Here is a 16,915-nt window from a genome sequence, read left to right as displayed (position 1 = left end):
CCAAGGAGCACCGCACCATGAGCACCGCCGCCAAAGCCTGGGCCCCGCTGATCACCGCCGAGCAGTTGCAAGCGCTGCTGCAGCAAACGCCGCCACCGCTGCTGCTGGACTGCAGCTTCGACCTGGCGGACAGCGGTGCTGGCGAGCGCGCCTTCCTGGACCGGCACATCGCCGGCGCGCGCTACGCGCACCTGGAACGCGAACTCAGCGCACCCAAGAGCCCGGAAGGCTCGATCCGCGGCGGCCGCCACCCGCTGCCCACGCGCGAGGCCTTCGCCGAAACTGTCGCAAGCTGGGGCCTGACGCCCGAGCGCGGCGTCGTCTGCTACGACCAGCAAGGCGGCCCGTATGCCGCGCGCGCCTGGTGGATGCTGCGCTGGCTGGGCCAAGGCGCGGTGGCCGTGCTGGACGGTGGCCTGGCCGCGTGGCAGGCCGCAGGCGGCCGTGTCGAAAGTGGCGAAGCAGCGCCAGCCCCACCCGCGTCAAGCTACCCGCTGGGCGACACGACGATGCCGACCGTGCAGGCCGACACGCTGCTGCGCCAGCTCGGCCAAGTCACGGTGCTGGACGCGCGGGCCGGCGAACGCTTCCGCGGCGAGACCGAACCGCTGGACGCCGTGGCGGGCCACATCCCTGGTGCACTGAACCGCTTCTTCAAGGACAACCTGGGCCCGGATGGCCGCTTCCTGCCGGCGGCGGCGCTGCGCGCCACCTTCGAAGCCATGGGCCTGAAACCCGGGCAGGTGGTGAACCAGTGCGGCTCCGGCGTCACCGCCTGCCACAACCTGCTGGCGCTGGAACATGCCGGCCTGAACGGCTCGGCCCTCTACCCTGGCTCGTGGAGCGAGTGGTCGGCCGACCCGGCGCGGCCTGTCGCCAGGAGTTGAAACAGGCGGCACTCCGTTTGCCCCTGTTGGGCTTGAGGCAGATCAAGCCCTTGCCGCGAGGCAGGGCCACACTGTCGGCACCCGACCCACGGGTCGCCAGCTCGCCAGAAGGAGTGCAGCATGTACCAACATATCCTGGTCCCCACAGACGGTTCCGACATCACCGCCCAGGCCGTCCTGGCCGCCACCACGCTGGCCCGCACGCTGGGCGCCAAGCTGACCACCATCAGCGTCAAGGAGCCCTTCCCCTACAGCGCCATCAGCGAAATGCAGCCGGTGCCGCCGCAGGAGTTCTATGACGCGCAGGAGCGCATTGCTGCCGCCCGCGTCAAGGTCGTGACCGACGCCGCAGCCGCCGCTGGCGTGCCCTGCACCGCCTTCACCGTCGAAGCCGTGCACGCCTGGGAAGCCATCGTCGACCTGGCCAAGGACAAGGGCTGCGACCTGATCGTGATGGCCTCCCACGGCCGCCGCGGCGTCAGCGCGCTGCTGCTGGGCAGCGAGACGCAGAAGGTCTTGACGCACTGCAAGATCCCGGTGCTCGTCGTCAAATGAATTGCACCAAGGCCGCCGTTCGCGGGTAGCAGCGTCAGCCACGTGGCTCGTTGCGCCAACAGCGCAGCGGCGCCGGGCCGCCCCAAGCGGCTGCGCCAACCCGCCCGGCGGGTGGTCTTGCGTACTCGCGAGACCGGGTGCCCCATTCAATCGTGCATGAAGCTGATGGCGAATGAGACCAAGAGCAGGCCGGCGCCGATCCAGACGATCTGCGACACCAGGTCGCGCCAGGGCAGGCGCTTTTGCATCTGCGGCAGCAGGTCGGCCACGGCCACGTAGATGAAGCTGCTGGACGCTGCCACCATCAGGTACGGCATCACGCCGATCCACGCCCCCACCACGTAGTAGCCCAGCACGCCGCCCACCACGGCCGCGAGGCCGGACAGCGCGTTGTAGAACAGCGCGCGCTTGCGGCTCAGGCCGGCGTTGATCAGCACGATGGTGTCGCCGACTTCCTGCGGGATCTCGTGCAGGATGATGGCGATCGAGGTGGTCAGCCCCAGGTGCGGGTCGGCCAGGAAAGCGGCGGCAATGATCACGCCATCGCAGAAGTTGTGGATGCTGTCGCCCAGCAGCACGCTGAAGCCACCGCGGCCGGCCCGTTCGGCATCGAAGTGATGGTGGTGGTGGTGCCCGTCACCTTCGTGGTGATGGTCGTGCCGGTACAGCTCGGCCTTCTCCAGCAGGAAGAAGAACAGCAGCCCGCCCAGCAGCACCGCGAACAGCGTGTGCGGCTCGGCCTTGCCGCCCTCGAAGGCCTCCGGCATGACGTGCAGCAGCGCGGTGCCCAGCAGCACACCGGCCGACAGGCTGACCAGGTGCTTGACCAGCTTGCTCAGCACGGCAAAGGTCAGCGAAGCAGCCACGACCACCGACAGCACGCCGCCGATCAGCGTGGACATCACAATGTAGAACAGCGTCATGGGTCAGACAAAAACAAAGCCGCGCCCGGGGGGACGCGGCTGGAAGCCGGCAAGGATGCGAAGACTGCTGCGAAAGGACTCAGGCCACGCCGTGGCTGCGGAACCAGGCGCTGCAGCGCTGCCAGCCATCGTCGGCGGCAGACTTCAGGTAGCTGGCCCGGTAGTCCGCATTGAAGGCATGGCCGGCTTCGGGGTAGACCACGAACTCGGACTGTTTCGCCGCAGGGCTGCCACTGGCCAGCGCTTTTTTCATCGTATCAACCGTGTCAAGCGTGATGCCGGTGTCCTTGCCGCCGTACAGGCCCAGCACCGGCGCCTTCAGCTCGCCCACCAGGTCCACCGGGTTCTTGGGCGAGAGCGCGTTCGGCTCACCCACCAGACGGCCATACCAGGCCACGCCCGCCTTCACCGCCGGGTTGTGCGCGGCGTACAGCCAGGTGATGCGGCCGCCCCAGCAAAAGCCGGTGATGCCCAGCTTGCCAGTGTCCATGCCCTGCGTCCTGGCCCAGGCGACGGTGGCGTCCAGATCGCCCATGACCTGCGCATCCGGCACCTTGGCGACGACCTCGCTGATCAGCTTGGCGATCTCGCCGTAGCTGCCCGGGTCACCCTGGCGCACGAACAGCTCGGGCGCAATCGCGCAGTAGCCCAGCTTCGCAAAGCGCCGCGCGATGTCGGCAATGTGCTCATGCACGCCGAAGATCTCGCTGATCACCAGGATCACCGGGGCGTTGGTCTTGCCCTGCGGCACCGCGCGGTAGGCCGGCATCTTGAAGTCGCCGACCGGGATCGTCACCTCACCGACCAGCAGGCCGTCGCTCGAGGTCTTGATCACCGTCTGCGCCATGATGGGCATGGCTGCGGCGGCAAAGCCTGCTCCCAGCGCGGCGCGCACGAACTCGCGGCGCGAAGGCGGCGCGGCCGGCGGCAGCAAGGCCTGGGCATCGTCCGCCAATTGATTCACCATGGCATCCGGCGCGGTGTCCGGCAATGACGTGTGCTTCATAAGCGGCCTCCTCTCGCTGTGATCAGGATATGAGATTCTAAAAGCCAGGCCCATCTCCCGCGTCCCGCCCGGTCATCGTCCAGACGCAGTGCCGGCTTCACCAAGCCGCCAGCCACCACGGGGCACAATGCCGCCCCATGCCTCTCGCCGCGTCTTTTGCCCAACCGCCCGCCTCGGGCCCGCTCGCGTCCATCGACATGGGCTCCAACAGCTTCCGCCTGGAGATCGGGCAATTGCGCGATGGCCGTTACCGCCGGCTGCAGTATCTGAAGGAAACCGTGCGCCTGGGCGCCGGCCTGGATGCGCAGGGCCTGCTGACCGAAGAAGCCAGCGAACGTGGCCTGGCCTGCCTGCGCCGCTTCGCCGGCACCCTCTCCGGCATGCGGCCAGGCCAGGTGCGCGCAGTCGCCACGCAGACGCTGCGCGAAGCCCGCAACCGTGATGCCTTCCTGCGCCGCGCCCAGGAGGCGCTGGGCTTTCCGATCGAAGTCATCTCCGGCCGCGAAGAAGCGCGGCTGATCTATGCCGGCGTTGCCAAGCTGCAGCCTTCGCATGCCGAGCGGCTGGTGATCGACATTGGCGGGCGCTCGACCGAGATGATCCTCGGCTGCGGCCGCACGCCCAGCCGCGCCGAGTCGTTCCAGGTGGGCAGCGTCAGCCTGTCGATGCGCTATTTCGCCGACGGCCGCTTCAGCGCCGAGGCCTTCCGTGCCGCGCAGATCGCCGCTGGCGCCGAGTTCGAAGAGGCACTGCAGCCGTTTGCCCGTTCGCTGTGGAAAGAGGCGCTGGGCTCTTCGGGCACCGCGGGCGCGGTTTCGGAAGTGCTGCGGGACTGCGGCGTGACCGATGGCCGGATCACACCCGACGGCCTGCGCTGGCTGATGCAGCGCTGCATCGAAGCCGGCAGCGCCGACAAGCTGAACCTGCCAGGCATGAAGGCGGACCGCAAGCCGGTGATCGGCGGTGGGCTGGCCATCCTCTACACACTGGCCATGCATTTCCAGATTGACGCGCTGCTGCCCGCCAAGGGCGCGCTGCGCCAGGGCGTGATCGTCGACCTGCACGACAGGCTGCTGGCGCATGAACGCGCGCCCGGCGGCGATGCCCACGCGGACAGCGTGCGCGTGCTGCAAAAGCGTTTTGAAGTCGACACCGCTCAGGCCGCCCGCGTCACCGATGTGGCCACCGAGCTGTACACACAACTGGCGGCGCAGCCCGACGAACAGGCCCTGACCGCCTTGCGCCGTGCGGCCCAACTGCACGAGCTGGGCCGCATGGTCTCGCACCATGACCACCACCGCCACAGCGCCTACCTGCTGGCGCATGTGGACGCGCCAGGCTGGTCGCAAAGCGAGCAACGCCAGCTGGCCGAGCTGGTGCTGGGCCAGCGCGGCGGGCTGAAGAAGGTGGACGAGCTGATCCGCCGCGGCGATGCAGTGCTGCAACTGCTGAGCCTGCGGCTGGCGGTGATCCTGTGCCACGCCCGCGGCGGCGACGAACCGACGCCGCAATCGCTGCAGTTGCAACGCAAGGCCGACAAGGTCACGCTGCAGACCGGTGCCGAGTGGGCCAACCTGCATCCGCGCACGCTGCACCTGCTGCGTGAAGAGGCGCAGGCCTGGTCAGACCCGACGCTGCCGATCAGCCTGGTGATCGGCGCGGCCAAGCGATAACGCAGCGCCAGGGCTGCAGCGCTTCAGCCGAGGGCGGCTGAAGCCAGCGGTGCCCAGTCGGCCGGCACAAAACCGACCGTGATGCGGCCATTCGGCCACTCGACCACCGGGCGCTTCACGACGCTGGGCTCGGCCAGCATCAGCGCCTGCGCGCTGGCCGCATCCACCACCGCGGCCTGCACTTCGGGAGCCAGCTTGCGCCAGGTCGTGCCCTGGCGGTTCACCAGCGGCTGCCAGCCAACAGCAGCCTGCCAGGCCGGCACACGTTCGGCCGGCACGCCCTGCTTCTTGAAGTCGTGGAACTCGACCGCCACGCCCTGCTCGGCCAGCCAGGCGCGGGCGCGCTTGACCGTGTCGCAGTTCGGAATGCCATAGAGCTTGGTCATCGGGTTCAACCCGCCAATGTGGCCAGCAGGCCGATCACGCCCAGGCCCAGCGCGGCGAGTGCGTCACCGGCAATGAGGCCGCCGCCGAACAGCGACGAAGAGCTCATGTCCTCCGGCAGCTCGGTTTCGCCCGGCTTGGGCTTTGGCTTGGGCAGCGAATTCAGGAAGCTGGAGATCACGCCGCCAATGGCGAACCAGGCGGAGGTGTTCAGGTTCACGAAGCCACCGAAGGACCACGCATAGGGGGAAGGCAGCACCACCGCGTCCAACACGAAGTCAGTGCAGAAGCCTGGCTTGCCGGAAGCAACGAAGCGCTGGTAGCCAGCGTTGCGCTTGATCAGCTTGCGCGCGAGTTCGACCGCAAAGCCGATGCCCACGCCAACCCAGATCGCCGTGCGCTGGTAAGGCTTGTCATCCGTCAGGCTGCGCAGCACGCCGACGAACTTGTAGGTCATCGCCGCGCTCCATTCGGCCGGCTGCTCGCCGGCCTTCATCACCGTCTGGTCCAGCAGCAGCACCGGGTAGGCGGCCATGAACAGCTTGGCAAAACCCACCGCGACGACCGCACCGACGAAGATGCCCGCGACCTGGTAGCGGAACTGCAGCGTGCGGCTGGTGCCCAGGCGCGCGCCGGTCGAGCGGTCCTGCTGCATGTCGCCGGCCACGCTGACCGAGACCAGCAGCACGGTGCCGGCCATCAGGCCAATGGCCGGGTCCTTCAGGCCGATGGCGGCCATCATGACGATGGAGACGACGAAGGCCGACGAGATCGGGTTCGAGTCGCTGATGCCTTGCGAGATGCCGTTGACCATCGCGAACAGGAACACCAGCAGCACCGCGAACACGAGGTAGAAGACCGGCTGGTTCAGCACATAGTGGCCGACACCCACGGTGGCAACGGCCCAGAAGCCAACCCACATGAACATGCGCTTGCTGTCCACGCGCTTCCAGGATTCGACGGTCGCCGTCGGCGCCGCGGTCCTGCCGGTCAGGCGCTGCCAGGCCTGCCAGAAGATCAGGCTCAGGTCGATGATGGCCGCGCCCATGATGGTGCCCAGCGCGATCAGGAACATGATCTTGCGGAACGGGTCACCTTCATGCAGCCAGCCGATGGAGATGAAGTACGGCACCAGCGCCCAGCCGATGCCACCGGCGATGATGGCCGGGATGCCGATGCGCGCACCGACCAGCATGCCGGCGCCCAGCGTGGAGGTGGACAGCTCGATGGTGCCCATGAAGGCCACCTTGGCCGCGGCCACGCCGCCAGCCAGGCCGAAGCCGATGCCGCTGCCCAGCTTGGCCACCGAGCGGCGCAGCAGCACCGGGTCGGTCAGCGCGCGCAGGATGTTGGCCACCGCGAAACCCGAGGGGTAAGGCAGCTGCAGCTTGTCGACCAGGATGGGCGTGTACAGCATGCCCACGCCTGCGCCCAGCATGCCGATGCACAGCATGTACAGCATCAACTGCCAGACCGGTGGCTGCGGCATGCCCATCCACACCATGGCCTGGATCAGCACGCCCATCGCGCTCATGCCGGCGACCGAGGCGGCCGCCGTCTGGATGAAGTTGGCGCCGTGCTTGCCGTCAGAGCCGTAGCCCAGCGTGACCACCGAGCCCAGCAGGCCGGCCAGCACCTGGCCGCCGACGAAAAAGCCGAGCGAGAAATTCATGTAGGAGGCCGTGACGCCACCCAGCGGGCCCAGCACCAGGATGCCCAGTGTCAGCAGCAGTGCGTGATAGCCCCAGCTGCCTTGGCGCGGCAGCCAGTTCCAGCGCTGGCCGGAGGGCACGTCGGCCGGCCCGGCCATGGGAACAGAAGTAGAAGTGGTCATGTCAAGCTAGAAAAGATGGCGGTTCGCATCGATGCCGGTCGACGCCTGAAACCCGCAGGGATACGCGGGGCGGCAGCAACATGGCAAACAGCGGATTCTCCCCGGAAAGCACCAACAGGCACCACTGGGAGCAACGCCATGACCACGCCAGAACCGTGCCAGCGGCAGAGGCAAACGGCCAAGAAAAAAGCACCCAGGCTTTTGACCTGGGTGCTTGTTTTCAATCTTAATTTTGGTGGGCCCTGAGTGACTCGAACACTCGACCTACGGATTAAGAGTCCGCTGCTCTACCAACTGAGCTAAGAGCCCTGGGGGTCTGCGATGACAGAAGAAAAACTTGGTGGGCCCTGAGTGACTCGAACACTCGACCTACGGATTAAGAGTCCGCTGCTCTACCAACTGAGCTAAGAGCCCCAAGCGACGCCTGGCTCCCAACAAGTTGGAAAACCAGGCACCTTCTGAAATCATCTGGTGGGTTGTGCGGGATTCGAACCCACGACCAACGGATTAAAAGTCCGCTGCTCTACCGACTGAGCTAACAACCCCCGGCAGAGCCATCTATTATGGCATGCTTTTGACGGCTTGCAACGGTTTTGCACCATCAATCGCATTTTGCGCCGGCGCAGCCAGGCACAGGGCCACCAGCTCCGCCGCCGCCGCCATGCCCACGCTGGCCGTCACCATCACCGACGAGCCATACCCGGCACAGTTCAGGCTGCCATCCACCTCGCAGGCTTCGGCCGCCTCCGGCATCAGCACCGGTTCACGCGAAAACACGCAGCGCAAGCCGATGCGGCCTTGCCGCGGCGCGCCATGCTCGCGCCGCAGCCGGTTGCGCAGCGAGGCCAGCAGCGGGTCATGCGTGACGGCGGACAAGTCCTCCACTTCCAGCCGGTGCGGCTGCCGCTTGCCACCGGCCGCGCCGCTGCAGACCATGGGCACGCGTTGCGCCAGCGCCCAGACCGCCAGCATCGCCTTGGCCTTGACCTGGTCGCAGGCGTCGATCAGCCCGTCGATGGGGCCTGGCAACAGCGCCGGCCAGTTGCCAGGCTCGGCAAATTCCTCGACCTGGCGCACCCGGCAGCCGGGATGAATGTCCGCAATGCGCTCGGCCAGCGCCAGCACCTTGGCCTGGCCCACGGTGGCACCGACGGCCTGCACCTGGCGGTTGATGTTGGACTCGGCGACCTGGTCCAGGTCGATCAGCACCAACTCGGCCACGCCGCAGCGCGCCAGCGCCTCGGCGGCCCAGGAGCCGACGCCGCCCACGCCCACGATGGCCAGCCGCAGCCCGCGCAGCCGTCGGTAGCCAGCGTCGCCATACAGCCGCCTCAGGCCGCCAAAGCGCCGCTCCAGGTCGGCTTCCAGGGGATCAGTGAGCCCGCTCATCCCATGCGCTCCACGCGCCAGCTCTGGTAGTGCAAGGCAGCCCAGGCGCCAGCCACGATGGCGGCTGTCGCCAGCACGCTGCCAACCGACAAGGTGGACAGGCCGCTCAGGCCCTGCCCCACGGTGCAGCCCAGCGCCAGGATGCCGCCGGTGCCCATCAGCAGCGCGCCGACGAGGTGGTTGGCCATGTCTTCCACGCCACCGAAACTTTCCCAGCGGAAAGTGCGCGTGGCGAGCGCGACTGCAGCCGATCCCAGCACCACGCCGACCGGCATCACCACGGCCATCGTCAACACCTTGCTCGCGTCGCTGTACATCGTCAGCCAGTCCACCACCGCGGCCATCGGGTTGACAAAACTGAAGGACTCCATGCCACGGGTCGACGACGCGAGGTAGGTCGGCTCCAGCGTATCGGGGTGTTCGGCAATGAAGCCAAGGTGGCCTGAGACCCACCACATCGCAGCCACCAGCAGCCCGATGCCAAGACCCGAGACCACGGCTTCCGGCGCGCGCCCTTCCGGCTTCGACAGCACCCACAGCCACAGCAGCGCGCCAGCCGCCAGGCCCAGCACCAGACCCAGCGTCTGGCGGGTGGCGCCGAAGCTGGTGCTCAGCAGCGCCGGTAGGTCCTGGCCAACCGGCAACGTGACGGCCAGCTTGTCCAGCGTGTTGACGCGCAGCACGCCGGTGATGCCACGCAGCGCGGCGAGCGCCGCAAAAGCCATCACGAAGAACACCACCAGCGACTTCAGGTTGCCGCCGCCAATGCGGACCAGCGTCTTATTGCCGCAGCCCGAGGCCAGCACCATGCCGAAGCCGAACAGCGCGCCGCCGACCAGCGTGGACAGCCACAGCAGCCGCGGCGCGGTGTAGAGCGCACGCGCAGGGTCGATCAGGCCCAAGCCGGCCAGCAGGCCGAAGCCCATCATCGCGGTGGCAATCGCCATCACCCACATGCGGGCGCGGGTCCAGTCGCCCATGTGGAACACATCGGCCACTGCGCCCATGGTGCAGAAATGGCTGCGCTGAGCCAGCGCACCAAAGGCCACCGACAGGATGAACGTGGCCCACAGCACCTGGTGGGTCAGGGCCGGGATGTCGATTTGCTGCATGGCCGCGATTTTAGGATCCGTGCCAAACCACAACCGAAACCCAGCGACCGCCGCGGATCCGGCTCTGCCGGTCCGCCAGCGGCGCCCCCTCGAGGGGGCGCGCGTCAGCGCGTAGGGGGTGGGCTATTTCAGGGAGACGAGACGCTCCTTGGCAGCCTGAGCTGCTTCGGATTTCGGGAACTGCTTGATCAGGTCTTCCAGCGTGCGCTTGGCGGACTTGTTGTCCTTCATCTCGGCCTGGCAGTTGGCCACGGCCAGCCAGCCTTCTGGCGCGCGCACATGCTCTGGCGCACCAGCCAGGAAGGCCTTGAAGGTGACGATCGCGTCCTTGTACTGGCGCAGGCCGTATTGCGCATTGCCCAGCCAGTAGCGCGCCGAGTCGGTGTAGCCGCTGGACGGGTAGCGCTTCATCAGGCTCTGCAGACCCACAGCCGCCTTGTCGAAGTCGCCGTTGCGCAGGCTGGCCATCGCGTCGTCGTAAAGCTTCTTCTCTTCCGGATCGGCGCTGAAGTCCTTGCCATCGACCGAGACCGGCTGCGGCTCGAACTTCTTCATGCGCTCGTCCACGCCGACCTGGATGTCCTTCTGCTTACGCTGGACTTCGGACAGGTCGCGCAGCATCTGCTCTTCCTGGCCACGCATGCGCGCCATCTCGGCGCGCAGCTGCTCGTTCTGGCTGTTCAGGTCCAGCAGGCCACGCTGCAGTTGCTGGACCTGGTCGGCCAGCTCCTGCAGCCGGGTGCGGAGCATTGTTTCGGTCTGGGCCTGCTTGCTGCGCAGGTCCAGGATGGCCTTGCGGGCCTCGTCGTCATCAAACACGCCCGCATGGGCCGGCACTGCCGACAGCCACAGGCCGGACAGCGCCAGGGCGGCAGGCAGGAATTTCAGCCAGCGGGTCATGGTCTCAGCGGTCCTTCAGCTCGGCGCGGCGGTTTTTGGCCCAGGCAGCTTCGTCGCTGCCCTGCACGGCCGGACGCTCCTCACCATAACTGACCGATTCCATCTGCCCGTCGGCCACGCCCAGCAGCGCCAGCGACTTCTGCACCGCCTCGGCGCGCTTCTGGCCCAGCGCCAGGTTGTATTCGCGGCCACCGCGCTCATCGGTATGGCCTTCGATGGTCAGCTTGCGTTGCTTGCTGGCATTCAGCATCTTGGCATTGCCTTCCAGCACCGAGCGGAACTCTTCCTTGACGACAAAGCTGTCGAAGTCGAAGTACACAACCTTGCCGACGGCCGAAGCGCCCAGGTCATTCTTGTTCAGGTCCACGGTGTTGACGCCGCTCTGCGAAGTTTGCGCGGGCGGCTGGCTGTCGACCGCTTTCGGGGTGCGGGTCTCGACCGGCGTGTCGTCCAGCTTCACGCTGGAGGCGCAACCAGCGGCCAGCAGCGTGGCTGCCAGCATGGCGCCCAGGCCGGCGCGTTGAATGGGCGAAAAGGACAGGGACTGGGACATGGAAGACTCCTTGTTGTAAGTGATGCAGCTTGTGGTGCAGCGTTGGCTCGCGAAGACTGGGCTTTGTGCTCAGCGGCCGAAGGGGCCCCAGACCGGTTCGCGAATGTCTTGCCCGCTGGTGAGCAGGCGGGTCCTGATCTTGCCATCCAATGTGGAAGTCATCAGCACTTCCTGGCCACGCGTGCGGGTGGCGTAGATCAGGAAGCGGCCGTTGGGCGAGAAGCTCGGGCTTTCGTCGTCGCTGGTGTCGCTGACGGTTGTCAGGTTGCCGCTGGCCAGGTCCATGGTCATGACCTTGAAGGTGCTGCCGCCCTGGCGCTGCACAAAGGCCAGCGTCTTGCCATCAGGGCTGATGGCCGGGCTGATGTTGTAGCTGCCGTTGAAGGTCACGCGCTCGGCATTGCCGCCATTGACCGGCTGGCGGTAGATCTGCGGCGAGCCGCCGCGGTCGCTGACAAAATACAGCGCGCTGCCGTCCGGCGTGAAGGCAGGCTCGGTGTCGATGGCGCTGCTCTGCGTCACGCGGCGCGGCGTGCCGCCTTCGCGCGGCATCAGGAAGATCTGCGAGCCGCCTTCGCGCGACAGCGTCACTGCCAGCGTCTGGCCGTCCGGCGACCAGGCCGGTGCGCTGTTCGAGCCGCGGAAGTTGGCCACCTGGCGGCGCGCCCCGGTCGAGGTGTCCTGCACATACACCACCGGCTTGTGCGACTCGAACGAGACGTAGGCCAGTTCCTTGCCATTGGGCGACCAGGCTGGCGAGATGATGGGCTCGCCGCTGGTGACCGCGACCTGGCCGCCTTCGCCGTCGGCATCGGCCACGCGCAGCGCGTAGCGGCCACCGCCCTTGGTCACGTAGGCGATGCGGGTCGCGAACACGCCTTTCTCGCCGGTGAGCTTCTCGTAGATCGCATCGGCAATGCGGTGAGCCGCCAGCCGCAGGTCGGGGGCCGGCACGGCCAGGCTCTGGCCACCCAGGTCGCTGCCCTTGACCACGTCCCACAGCTTGTAGCGCACGTCGAAGCGGCCGTCGGCCAGCCGGGCGACCGAGCCGGCGACCAGTGCATCCGCGCCGCGGCCACGCAGGTCGTTGAAGGACGGGCTGCCGGTTTCGTCGTGCTGGGCCGCACCGTCAACGAAGCGGAACAGGCCGCTGCGCTCCAGGTCGGCCCGGATCACCGGCGAGATGGGCTGCGAACTGTTCTCCTCGTCGCGGAAGCGCAGCAGCGCAATCGGCAGCTGGGTCGCCCCGATGCCGGCGATCTCGACTCGAAATTGGGCCAGGGCCGGCAAAGCGGCCGTGGTTCCGAGGGCGCCTAGCGCGCCCAAAGCATTACGTCTGTTCCACATGCGTAGAGGGCTCGATTCCAAAAACGCGCAACAAGTTCCATGCCGGCGTCAATTGTGGGCTGCGGCGCATTGTAGGCAGAGCAACACCGATAATCGCCGCCGGGCTCGCTCCGGCCTCTCTCCAAAGAACATGACCCAGTCCTTCTTCCAGCGCCTGCGCCGGCTCGCACCCCATTTCAAAGGCGGCCGCGGCGCCTGGGCCATTTCCGCCTTCGCTTCGGTGCTCGTGGCATCCACCGAGCCGATGACTGCGGCCTTGATGAAGCCACTGATCGACCGCGGCTTCAAGGAAGGCTCGCTGCCGCTGTGGCAGGTGCCGGCCGTGGTGATCGGCCTGTTCGTGCTGCGCGGCGTGTCCGCCTTCGTCTCTCAGTATTCGCTCGCCTGGGCGGCCAACCGCGGCGTGCAGTCGCTGCGCACCGCCATGTTCGATCATTTGATGAAGGCCGCGCCCATCCTGTTTGGCAGCCGCAGCGCCAGCAGCCTGACCAACACCCTCGTTCATGAAGTGCAGGCTGGTGCGCAGCAGATGATGAACGGCATGAACACGATGGTGAGGGACTCGCTGACGTTGATCGGCCTGTTCGGCTACCTGATGTATCTGAACTGGCAATTGACGCTCCTGGTCTCGGTGCTGCTGCCAGCCGTGGGCTGGGTCATGCGCACCGTGGGCGGGCGGCTGCGCAAGCTCAGCAAGGCCAGCGCAGTGGCCACCGACGAGCTCGCCTACGTGGTCGAGGAAAACGTGCTGGCCTGGCGCATCGTGCGCATGCACGGCGCCGCCAAGATCGAAGCCGCGCGCTTCGAGAAGGGCAGCGCGCGCCTGCGCAGCCTGCTGCTGAAGTCGGTCGCCTCCAGCGCCAGCATCACGCCGCTGACGCAGGTGCTGGCTTCTGTGGCGATGTCGGGCGTCATCGTGGTGGCGCTCTGGCATGCGCGCTCCAGCGGCGCCTCGGTCGGCAGCTTCGTCTCGTTTGTCACCGCGATGCTGATGCTGATCACGCCGATCAAGCACCTGTCGGACGTGATGGCCCCCATCACCCGTGGCCTGACCGCCCTGGAGCGCGGGCTGGACATGATCGAGCACAGCCCGGCCGAGACCGGCGGCAGCTATCAGGTCGAGCGCAGCAGCGGCCACCTGCAACTGGACAACGTGAACCTGCGTTACCGCCCGGACCAGCCGCAGGCGCTGGACGCCGTGACGCTGGACATCCGCGCCGGCGAAACGCTGGCACTGGTCGGCCCCTCGGGCGCCGGCAAGTCCACGCTGGTGCACCTGATGCCGCGCTTCGTCGAGCCCGACAGCGGCCGCGTGATGCTGGACGGCGTGCCGCTGGTCGACTGGGACGTGGGTGCGCTGCGCCGCCAGTTCGCGCTGGTCAGCCAGGACGTGGTGCTGTTCAACGACACGGTGGCCAACAACGTGGCGCTGGGCGAAGAGACCGACGTAGAGCGCGTGCGCGAGGCGCTGCGCAGCGCCAACCTGCTGGACTTCGTGATGAGCCTGCCTCAGGGGCTGGACAGCCCCATCGGCCACAACGGCAGCCAGCTCTCCGGCGGCCAGCGCCAGCGCATGGCGATTGCCCGCGCGATCTACAAGGACGCGCCCATCCTGATCCTGGACGAAGCCACGTCGGCACTGGATGCCGAAAGCGAGCATCTGGTGCAGCAAGCGCTGGACCGGCTGATGCAGGGCCGCACCACGCTGGTCATCGCTCACCGGCTGGCCACAATCGAGCGCGCCGACCGCATCGTCGTGATGGACGGCGGCCGCGTGGTCGAACAAGGCAGCCACCAGCAGTTGCTCGCGCAAGGCGGCCTGTACGCGCGGCTGCACGGCATGCAATTCCGCAGCTGAAAGAACGACCCCCTTCACCGCATTCCATGAACGACCTGAAGCTCTCCCCCATCGTCGCCGGCGCCTGGCGCCTGTCCGAATGGCAACTCGACGTGCCGCAGCGCCTGGCCTGGATCGAGGGCTGCATCGCGCGCGGCCTGACGAGCTTCGACCATGCCGACATCTATGGCGGCTACGAGGTCGAGGCATTGTTCGGCGAGGCGCTGGCCGCAGCGCCTGGCTTGCGCGAGCGCATGCAGCTGGTCAGCAAGTGCGGCATCAAGCTGAGCACGCCGAACCGGCCCAGCCACGCGATCAAGTCCTATGACAGCTCGGCCGCGCACGTGCGCGCTTCCGTCGAAGCCTCGCTGAAGGCCTTGCAGACGGACAGGCTGGACCTGCTGCTGATCCACCGCCCTGACCTGTTGCTGAACGCCGATGAGCTCGCGCGCTGCTTCGAGCAGTTGCGCAGCGAAGGCAAGGTGCTGAACTTCGGGGTGTCCAATTTCACCGCCTCGCAGTTCGCGCTGCTGAACAGCCGCTTCCCACTGCTGACCAACCAGCTCGAATGCTCGCCGCTGCACCTGGACCCGCTGGACGACGGCAGCTTCGACCAGATGCAACAGCTGCGCCTGCGCCCGATGATCTGGTCCCCGCTGGCCGGCGGCCGCCTGTTCACAGGCACCGACGAACGCTCGCTGGCCGTGCGCGCCGTGCTGGCCGAAATGGGGGAACGCCTGGGCGGTGCCAGCGCCACCACGCTGGCCCTGGCCTGGCTGCTGCGCCTGCCCTGCCAACCCATCCCGGTGATCGGCTCACGCCGCCTGGAAGCCGCCCACGAAGCCATGGCCGCGACCAAGCTCGAACTCAGCGCCGAGGACTGGTACCGGATCTGGATGGCCGGCGCGGGACGCGAAGTGGCCTGACATCCGACGAGGGCCGCGAGCGCGGCCCTCGTGGGCAGCAAGCTACATCAGCACGATGTCGTACTGCTCCGGGTTCATCGTCGGCTCGGCGGACAGCGAAATCGGTTTCTTGATGAAGGCGGAGAGGTCGGCCAGGTGCTGGCTTTCTTCGTCCAGCAGCATCTCGACCACCGAGGCGCTGGCGAGCACGCGGAATTCCTTGGGGTCGAACTGGCGGGCTTCGCGCAGGATCTCGCGCAGGATGTCGTAGCAGACGCTGCGCGCTGTCTTGACCTGGCCGCGGCCGGTGCAGGTGGGGCATGGCTGGCACAGCATGTGGGCCAGCGATTCGCGGGTGCGCTTGCGCGTCATCTCGACCAGGCCCAGCTGCGTGAAGCCGCTGACCGTGGTCTTGGTGCGGTCGCGCCCCAGCTGCTTCCTGAATTCGCTCAGCACCGCGTTCTGGTGCTCCTCGCGCACCATGTCGATGAAGTCGACGATGATGATGCCGCCCAGGTTGCGCAGGCGCAGCTGGCGGGCAATGGCTAGTGCCGCTTCCAGGTTGGTCTTGAAGATGGTGTCGTCGAAATTGCGCGCGCCGACAAAACCGCCGGTGTTGACGTCGACGGTGGTCAGCGCCTCGGTCTGGTCGATGATCAGGTAGCCGCCGGACTTCAGGTCCACACGCCGCGCCAGCGCCTTGGCAATCTCTTCCTCGATGCCGAACAGGTCGAAGATCGGCCGCTCGCCGCGGTAGTGCTCCAGCTTGGCGGAAGAGGCCGGCGTGTAGGCCGTGCCAAAGGCTTTCAGCAGATCGAACTGCTGCTGCGAATCGATGCGGATGGCCTGCGTCTGCTCGGTTGCCAGGTCGCGCAGCACGCGTTCGGCCAGGCCCAGGTCCTGGTGCAGCAGCGAGCCGGCCGGCTGGGACACCGCGCGCTGGCGAATCAGGCCCCAGGTCTTGCGCAGGTAGGCAATGTCGTCGCCCAGCTCGCTGTCGCTGGCTTCCTCGGCATTGGTGCGGAGGATGAAGCCACCGCCACCGCCCTCTTCGGGCTTGCCAACCAGCGCCTGCATGCGCGTGCGCAACTGCTCACGCGCTTCGGGCGAGCCGATCTTCTGAGAGATGCCGATGTGGTTGTCCTGCGGCAGGAAGACCAGCATGCGACCGGCCACGCTGATCTGCGTGGACAGCCGCGCGCCCTTGGTGCCGATGGGATCCTTGATGACCTGCACCGTGAGCGTCTGGCCTTCGAAGACCTGCTTCTCGATCGGCAGCGGCGGCGCGTTGGTCCCGTCGCCGCGACCGTTGTCGCCCTTGCCGTGGTGCGGGCCGCTGCTGTGCAGGTCGGCCACGTGCAGGAAAGCGGCGCGCTCCAGGCCGATGTCGATGAAGGCGCTCTGCATGCCGGGCAGCACGCGGGCGACCTTGCCGAGGTAGACGTTGCCGACCAGGCCCCGTTCCAGCGAGCGCTCCAGGTGCAGTTCCTGCACCGCGCCGTTTTCGATGATGGCGACCCGGGTCTCTTGTGGGGACCAGTTGATCAGGATGTCGTGCATGCGTGGCGGCCGGTGGCCTGTTGGCCTGACCCTGCGGCTGCCGGCACGGC

The 16,915-nt window shown here is 67.3% G+C and carries 15 protein-coding genes and 3 tRNA genes; 5 read left to right on the top strand and 13 right to left on the bottom strand.

Annotation, left to right across the window (positions count from 1 at the left end; genetic code table 11):
* Positions 1-17: 17 nt before the first annotated feature.
* Both AC3WR5_RS24190 and AC3WR5_RS24185 read left to right on the top strand, forming a co-directional pair.
* Positions 18-887 carry a sulfurtransferase gene (locus AC3WR5_RS24190; RefSeq protein WP_492487738.1) on the top strand — a complete coding sequence of 290 codons (870 nt, stop codon included), beginning with the start codon at positions 18-20 and terminating at the stop codon, positions 885-887.
* 120 nt (positions 888-1,007) lie between these two features.
* The gene (locus AC3WR5_RS24185) at positions 1,008-1,442 is read left to right on the top strand and encodes a universal stress protein (protein ID WP_141285971.1); all 435 of its coding nucleotides are present in this window, start codon (positions 1,008-1,010) and stop codon (positions 1,440-1,442) included.
* A gap of 146 nt (positions 1,443-1,588) precedes the next feature.
* On the opposite strand, the gene AC3WR5_RS24180 is transcribed toward AC3WR5_RS24185, so the two are convergent.
* Both AC3WR5_RS24180 and AC3WR5_RS24175 read right to left on the bottom strand, forming a co-directional pair.
* Complete coding sequence (locus tag AC3WR5_RS24180; protein WP_141285973.1) at positions 1,589-2,365, bottom strand: ZIP family metal transporter; 777 nt, start codon at positions 2,363-2,365, stop codon at positions 1,589-1,591.
* Between the two features lie 79 nt (positions 2,366-2,444).
* On the bottom strand, positions 2,445-3,332 hold the full coding sequence (locus tag AC3WR5_RS24175; RefSeq protein ID WP_492487761.1) for a dienelactone hydrolase family protein: 888 nt from the start codon (positions 3,330-3,332) through the stop codon (positions 2,445-2,447).
* Positions 3,333-3,508: 176 nt separating this feature from the next.
* Between AC3WR5_RS24175 and AC3WR5_RS24170 the strand changes: the two genes are divergently transcribed.
* Complete coding sequence (locus AC3WR5_RS24170) at positions 3,509-5,044, top strand: Ppx/GppA phosphatase family protein (protein WP_492487736.1); 1,536 nt, start codon at positions 3,509-3,511, stop codon at positions 5,042-5,044.
* 23 nt (positions 5,045-5,067) lie between these two features.
* On the opposite strand, the gene AC3WR5_RS24165 is transcribed toward AC3WR5_RS24170, so the two are convergent.
* The 10 genes from AC3WR5_RS24165 to tolB form a co-directional block, all read right to left on the bottom strand.
* Positions 5,068-5,430: an arsenate reductase gene (locus AC3WR5_RS24165; RefSeq protein ID WP_492487735.1), complete on the bottom strand. Its 363-nt coding sequence runs from the start codon at positions 5,428-5,430 to the stop codon at positions 5,068-5,070.
* A gap of 5 nt (positions 5,431-5,435) precedes the next feature.
* Entirely contained in the window at positions 5,436-7,262 is a 1,827-nt protein-coding gene (locus tag AC3WR5_RS24160) for an OPT/YSL family transporter (RefSeq protein ID WP_492487734.1), read from the bottom strand.
* A gap of 233 nt (positions 7,263-7,495) precedes the next feature.
* A tRNA-Lys gene (locus tag AC3WR5_RS24155) sits at positions 7,496-7,571 on the bottom strand.
* A 29-nt stretch (positions 7,572-7,600) separates the two neighbouring features.
* Positions 7,601-7,676: transfer RNA gene (locus tag AC3WR5_RS24150), tRNA-Lys, on the bottom strand.
* 55 nt (positions 7,677-7,731) lie between these two features.
* Positions 7,732-7,807 (bottom strand) — tRNA-Lys (locus tag AC3WR5_RS24145).
* A 16-nt stretch (positions 7,808-7,823) separates the two neighbouring features.
* Positions 7,824-8,651, bottom strand: a complete 828-nt coding sequence (locus AC3WR5_RS24140; protein WP_492487732.1) for a tRNA threonylcarbamoyladenosine dehydratase — start codon at positions 8,649-8,651, stop codon at positions 7,824-7,826.
* On the bottom strand, positions 8,648-9,763 hold the full coding sequence (locus AC3WR5_RS24135; protein ID WP_492487731.1) for a YeeE/YedE family protein: 1,116 nt from the start codon (positions 9,761-9,763) through the stop codon (positions 8,648-8,650). The genes AC3WR5_RS24140 and AC3WR5_RS24135 overlap by 4 nt, the downstream gene beginning before the upstream one ends.
* A gap of 123 nt (positions 9,764-9,886) precedes the next feature.
* Entirely contained in the window at positions 9,887-10,663 is a 777-nt protein-coding gene (gene ybgF, locus AC3WR5_RS24130; RefSeq protein WP_492487729.1) for a tol-pal system protein YbgF, read from the bottom strand.
* 4 nt (positions 10,664-10,667) lie between these two features.
* Entirely contained in the window at positions 10,668-11,216 is a 549-nt protein-coding gene (gene pal, locus AC3WR5_RS24125; protein WP_492487727.1) for a peptidoglycan-associated lipoprotein Pal, read from the bottom strand.
* Positions 11,217-11,285: 69 nt separating this feature from the next.
* A complete protein-coding gene (gene tolB / locus AC3WR5_RS24120) occupies positions 11,286-12,563 on the bottom strand; it encodes a Tol-Pal system beta propeller repeat protein TolB (protein WP_141285985.1) in 1,278 nt (425 codons plus the stop codon).
* A 130-nt stretch (positions 12,564-12,693) separates the two neighbouring features.
* On the opposite strand from tolB, the gene msbA reads away from it, so the two are divergent.
* Both msbA and AC3WR5_RS24110 read left to right on the top strand, forming a co-directional pair.
* Positions 12,694-14,421, top strand: a complete 1,728-nt coding sequence (msbA, locus tag AC3WR5_RS24115) for a lipid A export permease/ATP-binding protein MsbA (RefSeq protein WP_492487725.1) — start codon at positions 12,694-12,696, stop codon at positions 14,419-14,421.
* A gap of 26 nt (positions 14,422-14,447) precedes the next feature.
* Entirely contained in the window at positions 14,448-15,326 is an 879-nt protein-coding gene (locus tag AC3WR5_RS24110) for an aldo/keto reductase (RefSeq protein WP_492487723.1), read from the top strand.
* Positions 15,327-15,368: 42 nt separating this feature from the next.
* On the opposite strand, the gene rng is transcribed toward AC3WR5_RS24110, so the two are convergent.
* Positions 15,369-16,865, bottom strand: a complete 1,497-nt coding sequence (gene rng, locus AC3WR5_RS24105) for a ribonuclease G (protein ID WP_492487721.1) — start codon at positions 16,863-16,865, stop codon at positions 15,369-15,371.
* Between the last annotated feature and the right edge of the window lie 50 nt (positions 16,866-16,915).

Source organism: Ideonella sp. FW305-24 (assembly GCF_058788035.1).
Note: the sequence above shows the minus strand (reverse complement) of the source record. Positions and strands in the feature narration are given on the sequence as shown.

Excerpts from the sequence above, each read along its gene's own strand:
- AC3WR5_RS24190 (WP_492487738.1), top strand. The coding sequence starts at position 18 with ATGAGCACCGCCGCCAAAGCCTGGGCCCCGCTGATCACCGCCGAGCAG.
- AC3WR5_RS24185 (WP_141285971.1), top strand. The coding sequence starts at position 1,008 with ATGTACCAACATATCCTGGTCCCCACAGACGGTTCCGACATCACCGCC.
- AC3WR5_RS24180 (WP_141285973.1), bottom strand. The coding sequence starts at position 2,365 with ATGACGCTGTTCTACATTGTGATGTCCACGCTGATCGGCGGCGTGCTG.
- AC3WR5_RS24175 (WP_492487761.1), bottom strand. The coding sequence starts at position 3,332 with ATGGTGAATCAATTGGCGGACGATGCCCAGGCCTTGCTGCCGCCGGCC.
- AC3WR5_RS24170 (WP_492487736.1), top strand. The coding sequence starts at position 3,509 with ATGCCTCTCGCCGCGTCTTTTGCCCAACCGCCCGCCTCGGGCCCGCTC.
- AC3WR5_RS24165 (WP_492487735.1), bottom strand. The coding sequence starts at position 5,430 with ATGACCAAGCTCTATGGCATTCCGAACTGCGACACGGTCAAGCGCGCC.
- AC3WR5_RS24160 (WP_492487734.1), bottom strand. The coding sequence starts at position 7,262 with ATGACCACTTCTACTTCTGTTCCCATGGCCGGGCCGGCCGACGTGCCC.
- AC3WR5_RS24140 (WP_492487732.1), bottom strand. The coding sequence starts at position 8,651 with ATGAGCGGGCTCACTGATCCCCTGGAAGCCGACCTGGAGCGGCGCTTT.
- AC3WR5_RS24135 (WP_492487731.1), bottom strand. The coding sequence starts at position 9,763 with ATGCAGCAAATCGACATCCCGGCCCTGACCCACCAGGTGCTGTGGGCC.
- ybgF (WP_492487729.1), bottom strand. The coding sequence starts at position 10,663 with ATGACCCGCTGGCTGAAATTCCTGCCTGCCGCCCTGGCGCTGTCCGGC.
- pal (WP_492487727.1), bottom strand. The coding sequence starts at position 11,216 with ATGTCCCAGTCCCTGTCCTTTTCGCCCATTCAACGCGCCGGCCTGGGC.
- tolB (WP_141285985.1), bottom strand. The coding sequence starts at position 12,563 with ATGTGGAACAGACGTAATGCTTTGGGCGCGCTAGGCGCCCTCGGAACC.
- msbA (WP_492487725.1), top strand. The coding sequence starts at position 12,694 with ATGACCCAGTCCTTCTTCCAGCGCCTGCGCCGGCTCGCACCCCATTTC.
- AC3WR5_RS24110 (WP_492487723.1), top strand. The coding sequence starts at position 14,448 with ATGAACGACCTGAAGCTCTCCCCCATCGTCGCCGGCGCCTGGCGCCTG.
- rng (WP_492487721.1), bottom strand. The coding sequence starts at position 16,865 with ATGCACGACATCCTGATCAACTGGTCCCCACAAGAGACCCGGGTCGCC.